Source organism: Bifidobacterium sp. UBA6881 (assembly GCA_002451435.1).
In the GTDB taxonomy this organism is placed as follows: Bacteria; Actinomycetota; Actinomycetes; order Actinomycetales; family Bifidobacteriaceae; genus Bifidobacterium.
This window is the reverse complement of the sequence record DKCF01000016.1, coordinates 16791-24232: the sequence shown is the minus strand read 5'-3', so window position 1 is coordinate 24232 and position 7442 is coordinate 16791. Positions and strand designations below refer to the sequence as shown.

Here is a 7442-nt window from a genome sequence, read left to right as displayed (position 1 = left end):
TTTTTGTTCTCGCTGAGCACATGGAGTAAATATACTCAGATTCGAAAGGAACGCAACCTTCGGCGTGTCGCGATTGAAAAACCGCCATTTTCCAACGTTTTTCAGCAATTCGCCATTTCGCGCAAAAACCTCGGTTTTTGCCATTACGAACGCCAAAGCCACCAGAAATCCGTAATCCGTCACAATTCCTTCACAAAAGTGGCGGATAGCACGCCGAATACGCCGCGTGGGCATCGCACCTTCAATCCAATGCGACGCCCACGCAACCGGCCATGATTCCCCGAGGAACCATTGAAGCAATCCGAAACCCCGCGAGACGAATCGCTACAATGTCAATCCAAAGCGATGGCCATGCAGTCGTTTGAGCCGAAACCGTTCTCCGAGCACCACGCGCGGCCCTCCTCCTTCGAGCCGAACGTCTCGCCGGAGAGAATCACGTAATAATCGGAAGCGTAACCGTTGCGCGTGTAGTAGTCGTAATCGGAGGCCCACGCCAGCACCGTCCGCGGCCATTTGGCGCGCAGCTCAAGGTATTGCGCGTAGATATCGTTGTATTTCCAGGTCTTGCCATCCACTTCCATGTCGTATTTCTTGCTGGAAAGCTGCGTCGTCGGCGTATCGTACAACGCGGAGACCGCGGAACGGTCATGGTCGAGCTGCCAGCTCAACGCCTGCTGCGCATACCGTTCCACATCGGATTCGGCGATTTTCGCACCGCCTTTCGCTCCGTTCACATCGCCGGCCGCGAAACCCGTAGTCGGCGAATTGCCCTGCACCACCATCGTGGTCGTGGAAGTCCTGATCTGGTCGGACGCGCGCCAGTATTGGCCAGTCGTGTATGCCAGTTTGCGAGTCGCCTCGCCGTTCTCGAACCGTACCGGATCGTTCGTGAAATCATATACGGCGGAGGCAATCACCTCGTTGTCGGAATCCTTGACGGAGATTTTGACGTTCTTGCCTTTCCATGCGGTGTCGCCACATGCGCGCGCCGAGAAATCGACGGTCGCAATCAACACGCTGCCGCTCGCGGACACGCCGCTCAGGCTCGCATCCGGAGTGGCCGCGCAATCCTTGGATTGCTTTTCCTCGGTTTTCGCATTCGATTTCGCGCGCTTTTCGGTTTTGCTCGGATTGGAGACGGTCGTAGTCGCAGTGGTTTCGACGGATTGCCCATGATGGCCGACGAGCATCACGATCCCCACGGCCACCAACGCCACGACGACCAGAGCCGCGATGACCGCGATGACGATATTGCGGTTGCGCTTGCCGCCGGCATCGGCATCAGCGGATTCGCTCCATTCGTCCATCGCGCTGGAAAGCTCCGGCGAATCAGGCATCGGTTGCGCCGGATACGTCGCGGTGGGGGACTTCTTCCCATCGTCGGCGGAGTCCACGCCCCAGGATTCCGCCGCCATGGACTCCGTGGTCACGGAATCGACGGATTCCGTGACCACGGAACCATTGTTCGCGGAAGACGCCGACTTCGCGGCTTCCCGCAATGGCGAACCGCACTGCTGGCAGAAACGCATTTCCGGCGTGATCGGCGCACCGCAAGACGGACATGCCGTCGGAATCGAATCCTTCACCGTCTGATCAGCCTCTTGTTTGGCTCCGCATTCCGGACAGAACCGGTCGCCCTCCATAAGCTCCGTGCCGCAACGAACGCACCGCATAACCTTCTCCTCTGAAAGGGTGTTCTCTTATTCCATACAGTATAAGGAGTTCCATGCCACAAGTCGCATCCTGCTATAGGCCCCTAACTACAATGGACCATAAAGTGCTATGAGGCACGAATCCACATATGAGGAAGGCCAGTCCATGACATGTCCGAACTGCGGCAGACCTACCGTGCAAGGAGCGAAATTCTGCGGCTTCTGCGGTACTCGGCTCACACAGCCAGCCCAAACGCCACCGAACGTCAACGCCGATGATTCCCCAGATGCCCCGACGTCTTCCGATGAACCACGCCAGTCCCCGTCCATAGCCCCCGAGGAACGTCCGACAAGCGAAGAGGCGCCAATCTCCGCGCCGCAGACCGATGCGGAACCGATGGCGAGCGCTCCGCAGGTCCAGCAGCCCGCGCAAACACAACCTGCACAACCTGCGCAGCTCATTCTACAACCACTTGCACAGGCACAGCCCACACCACAGCCTGCGCAATCCATTCCGCAGGTCCAGCAGCCCGCACAGCAACCTCAACCGCAGCCCGCGCAGGCACAACCCGCACAGCCCACTCCGCAGACTCCGCCGGCCCAGCAGCCCTCGCCGTTCCAACAGCCCAACCAAATCCGCCCCACGGCCAATCCCACCGTCGCCGCGCTGACCACGCCCAATGCCATGCGGACCATGGGCATCAGCCTCGGCATCGGTCTGGCCGCGGCCGCGGTGATGGCGCTGCTCGGATCCGTCATCTTCCTCGCCGCGGGAAGCACCCTGAGCAGCGACCTGAGCGACACTCCGCTTTCCGACTTCACCAGTTTGATGGATGGCTCCGGCGCGAGCTACACCACCCCGAACATCTTCCAGGTGTTCGTCTCCATCCTCGTGCTGGGCATTTCCGGATCGTTCAGCCTGAAAACCAGTTCCTCCGGATTCTCCCTGAGCGATTTGGGCGTCAACGTGTCCACGCATACGGGCATGTCCATCCCCGTCGCGCTTCCCGGCATCGCGTTGATGCTCGGCGCGGCGTTCGGCGCGTACATGCTCGCCCGCAGATTCGCGCTGCGGTTCAAGTGGACCGGCGCGATCAGCGCCGGCCTCGTGGGTGTGCTTTCCGGATTGATCATGGTGGTTCTCGCGTCCGTCTTCCCGCTGACCGTCGGTGGATCCTACGGGTCCTACTCCGCGTCCGCCTCGCTTTCCGGCGCGTCGTTCCGCACGTTCTTCATGGCGTTCCTGCTGACCGGCGCCGGAGCGCTTGCCGGCTACGCGCTTGCGCAGTACGCCTGCGATGCCGACAATGTGTTCTCCGCCGCCTGGCGCTGGGCGCACCGCACGCGCGGCTTCGTGCGCACGCTGGTCGAAGCCATCACGGTCTACCTCGCGCTGTTCTCCGTGATCGGTCTGATTCTTTTGGCGATTCTCTCCGTCGGCGAGGAAAACGGCATCGTCGGCTTTCTGTTGCTGCCGTTGCTGTTCCCGGTGTTGCCGTTCATGCTTTGTTCCTTGGCTTCGTTCGGCGGACTTTCCATGTTCATGACCGGCGGAACACACGCCACGTTCACGCTGTTCAGTTCTTCCAGTGACGCAGATGCCAATGGTCCGCTATGGTTCTGCTTCGCGTTGTTCCTGATCGCGACCTGCTATCTCGCGTTCCGCGAGACCGCACGCAACATGTACGACCCGTACTACGCCAAGTGGGAGCACACATGGAAGGCTCCCGTGGCGATGATGGCGTTCTGGCTGGTCGCCGAGGCCGTTTTCACCCCGTTCACGGCCGAATACGGAACTTACCGCGTTTCCATCACCGTGCCGACGTGGTATTTCCTCGTTGCCGGCATATGGATGTTCCTCATCGAAGTGATCGCGATGACGTTCGGTCCGACGCTGGTTTCCGCCGTGCCGGGCTTGTGGAAGCTGTTCGTCGGCGGCACCGTCCGACCGACACCGCAGAACGTGGTCGAATACGTGAGGGCGTGTGAGCCGAAGACCAATGTCAGGGTTCCATTCGGAGCGGGACGGACCGCGCCCGGTGGCGCGTCCGCGGCAGGAGCCGCCATGCCGCAAGCCGAGCAGGGTTTTGCGGCCGGCACGAACGCAGCCGCGCAATCCGCCGGAAACGCCCCGCAATACGCGCAGCCTCATGGAGGCGTTCCGCAACCTCAATCCAACAACACATGGCCGCAATCCGATGCGTCCGCAACCGACGCGCTTGCACGTGATTCGCAGCCCACACAGGCCATACCGACGCATGATGCGCCCGTAGCTGCGCAGTCCGTGCAGCCCGCATCCCAGCAGCCGACCGAGCAGCCTGCGCAGGACCCGCCGGAGCAACAGGCGGTTGAGCAGTCCACGCAGATTATGTCGATACAACAGCCGACACAGACCATGCCGACACAGGTTATGCCAGCGCCGCAGGTTCAGCCGGTCGCGCCGCTCACGCAACCGACTACGCCGATCGCACGTCCAGCGACGCCAGCGGCGTCAGCGGCACCGGACGCGCAGCCCGCTCCGTTCATTCCGCCGACACCGGCTCCGGGGGAAGGCAAGTCGCTTGACCCGAAGACCAAAAAGACGATTCTGATCGGCGGCATCGTGATTGGCGCGCTGATCGTGCTGGGCATCGTATACGGCGCGCTCAATGCGACCGTCTTCAGCGCGAAATCCGTGGCCCAGAACTATCTGACGGCGATCTCGGACGGCGACTATGCCAAGGCCGGCGAAATCGCCGACCCGCAGGTCAACACGCAACAGCGCAAGCTGCTGTCGAATGCCATCGCCAAGGCCGACAACGCGACGATCTCCAATCCGCAGGTCACCGACGTGCGATCCGCAGGCGGTCAGTCCACCGTCACGGTGAGCTACTCCATCAACGGCAAAACCGTCGAGGATTCACTGACCATCAGCAAAAGCGGCTCGCAATTCGTGATCTTCCCCAATTGGAAGATCATGACGCCTCTGCTCAAGTCGATCACCATTTCGACATCCGACACGATCGACTCGTTGAACGTCAACGGTGTGGACGTGAGCGCGAAGAACGCCGAGAAGGTGAGCGACGGCACATGGACCCTGCGCGTGTATCCGGGCACGTATGCGATTTCCACCGGCAAATCGGAGTACATGACCAGCAACACCGTTTCGGTGCATACCAATGAGGATGCGACGGCCCTGGTCAAGGTCAAGGCGACCAGCAAGCTGCAGGAGGCGTTGAGCAACGCGGTGAACGCCAAGCTCGACGAATGCGCGAAATCCACCGATTACGCGCCCGAGAACTGCCCGTTCGGCCTGTACGTGTACGACGAGGAGGATTACCGCAACTTCGCATGGTCGATCAGCGTCTATCCGAAGATCACCGACATCGATCTCAATACGGGTACGTTCTATTCCAGGCAGGGCAAGACGAAAGTCACCTATGAGGAGAAGAACTACGACGATTCCTGGGAGCCGGAGGACGACACCACGACGTTCCACGCCAGTGGTTCCTTCACCATCAGGAATGGCAAGGTGAGCGTCACGCTCGACGATGGCGGATACTACTGATCGTTTCCGCGGGGCATCCGAATCGCCCGTACGAAAGGCCGGTCGAATCCGCATGGCGAAATTCAGCCGGCCTTTCGTATGCATCGCCTTGCGATACGGCGATGCGCACGACCGTTCTACGCGATAGTCATGGCGCTCCGGCGAGAGAACAAATTCCAGCCGGAACAGGAAAATCCCCCGCATCATTCCGATACGGGGGATTTTCCTTGCTTAAGCTCAGACGTGTTTCAGCCTGAAATCATCCATCATCGCGTTGACCACGCGACGGCGGACGGAGCCGAAATCACTCAGCGACAACCTTCACGAAGAAGTTGGCGGTGATTTCCGGGTGCAGGGCGACGGAAGCCGGGAAGTCACCGGTGGTCTTGATCGGCTCAACGGTGATGTTCTTCGGGTTGACCTCGACCTTGGAGGACAGCGCGATGGCGATCTTCTCAGCGGAGATGCCACCGAACAGCTTGCCGGACTCGGAGACCTTGGCGGCGATTTCGACGGTGGTGCCCTCAACCAGTGCCTTGGCGGCAACGGCCTCTTCACGGGTGGCGACGGCCTTGGCCAGACGAGCGCGCTTCATGGACTCGATCTGAGCGGCGGCGCCCTTGGACCAGGCGAAGCCCAGGCCCTGCGGGAACAGGTAGTTGCGAGCGTAGCCGGACTTGACGGTCACGACGTCGCCCGGGTGGCCCAGGTGGTTGACGGACTTGGTAAGAATAACCTTAGTTTCAGCCATTTTTCAAACCTCTCTAAGATCAGCGACCGGAAGTGGCGTACGGCAGCAGAGCCATCTCGCGGGCGTTCTTGATGGCCTTGGAGATCTTGCGCTGCTCCTGCACGGTGACACCGGTGATACGACGGGAACGAATCTTGCCGCGATCGGAGATGAACTTGCGCAGCAGGGCGACGTCCTTGTAATCGATCTCGGTGACCTTGGCGGCCCTCAGCGGATTCGGCTTCTTCTTAAACGGCTTGACCGGCGGCTGCGGCCTCTTGCGTGACATCTTTGATGTTCTCCTTAAAATCTGGAAATTGCTTGTCTCAGCTGCTGTGCGCATCGTGCACAGGCGCGTTCACTGCGCCCGCACGATGCGGTCGGCATGACGGATCAGAATTCCGGTTCGTCGCCGGTTCCGCCGAATTCGGAGGAACCGAAGGAACCGAAGGACGAGGAGCCGGAGTTGTCCGAGCTGCCCCATGGATCCGCGGCCGGAGCCTGCGGCGCGGCAGGCGCGGCGTTGACCGGGGCGGACGCGCCGCCCTGGTATCCCGCGCCACCGGAGTATCCGGCACCGCCCTGGTAGCCGCCGGCGTTGCCGCCGAAGCCACCGTTGTTGGCGTAACCGCCCTGGTTGCCACCGAAACCGCCGTTGCCGGCATTGCCGGACGCGGTCTGGCGGGTGACCTGCGCGGTCGCACGGCTCAGAGCCGGACCGATCTCATCGACACGGAGTTCGACGACCGTGCGCTGGGATCCGTCCTGTGCCTGATAGGAGCGCTGCGTAAGGCGTCCCTGCGCGATGACGCGCATGCCTTTCGCCAGGCTGCTCGCGATGTTGCTGGCCATCGAATTGCTGCGGCCATCCCATGCGGAGCAGTTCATGAACAGCGTGTCGCCATCTTCCCACTGGCCGGAATTGCGGTTGTACGTGCGGGTGGACGACGCGATCGTGAAATTCACGACGGTCGATCCGCTCGCGATGGTGCGCAGCTCCGGATCTCGGGTGAGGTTGCCCACCACGGTGATTACGGTTTCACCTGCCATGATTACCTACTTACCTATGCAGCTTGAAAAGCTTGAAATTACTTACTTGCGAAGAATCTTCGTGCGGATGACGGATTCGTTCAGGTTCAGCAGACGATCGAGTTCGTCGCTGGTGGCCGGTTCGGCGGAGTAGTTGACCACAACGTAGTTGCCTTCGGTCTTGCCGGCGATTTCGTAGGCAAGCTTGCGACGGCCCCAGATGTCGATGTTCTCGACGGCACCGCCTTCCTTGGTGACAGTTTCCAGATACTGCTCGGTCAGCTTCTTCAGACCGCGCTCATCCAGCTCAGGATCGGCAATGAACATCAGTTCGTACTTATGCGCAGACATCACCCACCTCCTTCGGACTATCGGCCATGGACTTTCCATGGCAGGAGTGTGTATGCGTACTGCCTTCGGGCATCATTATGTTCGTATGAATGATAAAGATTCCTTTACGGCAACCTGTTCAGGTTAGCGCGACGTGCCGACGTCGGCATGGCGC

At 60.6% G+C, this 7442-nt stretch carries 7 protein-coding genes; 1 reads left to right on the top strand and 6 read right to left on the bottom strand.

What is annotated here, in order from left to right:
- Together B3C64_RS01275 and B3C64_RS01270 are read right to left on the bottom strand one after the other, a co-directional pair.
- On the bottom strand, positions 1-183 hold a 183-nt coding region (locus B3C64_RS01275; protein ID WP_291533181.1), incomplete at its 3' end, for a hypothetical protein.
- A 149-nt stretch (positions 184-332) separates the two neighbouring features.
- Entirely contained in the window at positions 333-1673 is a 1341-nt protein-coding gene (locus tag B3C64_RS01270) for a zinc-ribbon domain-containing protein (protein ID WP_291533179.1), read from the bottom strand.
- 109 nt (positions 1674-1782) lie between these two features.
- Between B3C64_RS01270 and B3C64_RS01265 the strand changes: the two genes are divergently transcribed.
- Positions 1783-5199 carry an MFS transporter gene (locus tag B3C64_RS01265; protein WP_291533178.1) on the top strand — a complete coding sequence of 1139 codons (3417 nt, stop codon included), beginning with the start codon at positions 1783-1785 and terminating at the stop codon, positions 5197-5199.
- A gap of 283 nt (positions 5200-5482) precedes the next feature.
- Here B3C64_RS01265 and rplI read toward each other — a convergent pair whose 3' ends face one another.
- The 4 genes from rplI to rpsF all read right to left on the bottom strand — a co-directional run bounded on the left by rplI (position 5483) and on the right by rpsF (position 7288).
- Positions 5483-5929, bottom strand: coding sequence for a 50S ribosomal protein L9 (gene rplI / locus B3C64_RS01260; protein WP_291533177.1), 447 nt, complete (start codon positions 5927-5929; stop codon positions 5483-5485).
- 19 nt (positions 5930-5948) lie between these two features.
- Positions 5949-6197: a 30S ribosomal protein S18 gene (gene rpsR / locus B3C64_RS01255; protein WP_291533175.1), complete on the bottom strand. Its 249-nt coding sequence runs from the start codon at positions 6195-6197 to the stop codon at positions 5949-5951.
- A 104-nt stretch (positions 6198-6301) separates the two neighbouring features.
- On the bottom strand, positions 6302-6958 hold the full coding sequence (gene ssb / locus B3C64_RS01250) for a single-stranded DNA-binding protein (RefSeq protein ID WP_291533173.1): 657 nt from the start codon (positions 6956-6958) through the stop codon (positions 6302-6304).
- A gap of 42 nt (positions 6959-7000) precedes the next feature.
- Positions 7001-7288: a 30S ribosomal protein S6 gene (gene rpsF / locus B3C64_RS01245; RefSeq protein ID WP_003810120.1), complete on the bottom strand. Its 288-nt coding sequence runs from the start codon at positions 7286-7288 to the stop codon at positions 7001-7003.
- Positions 7289-7442 lie beyond the last annotated feature (154 nt).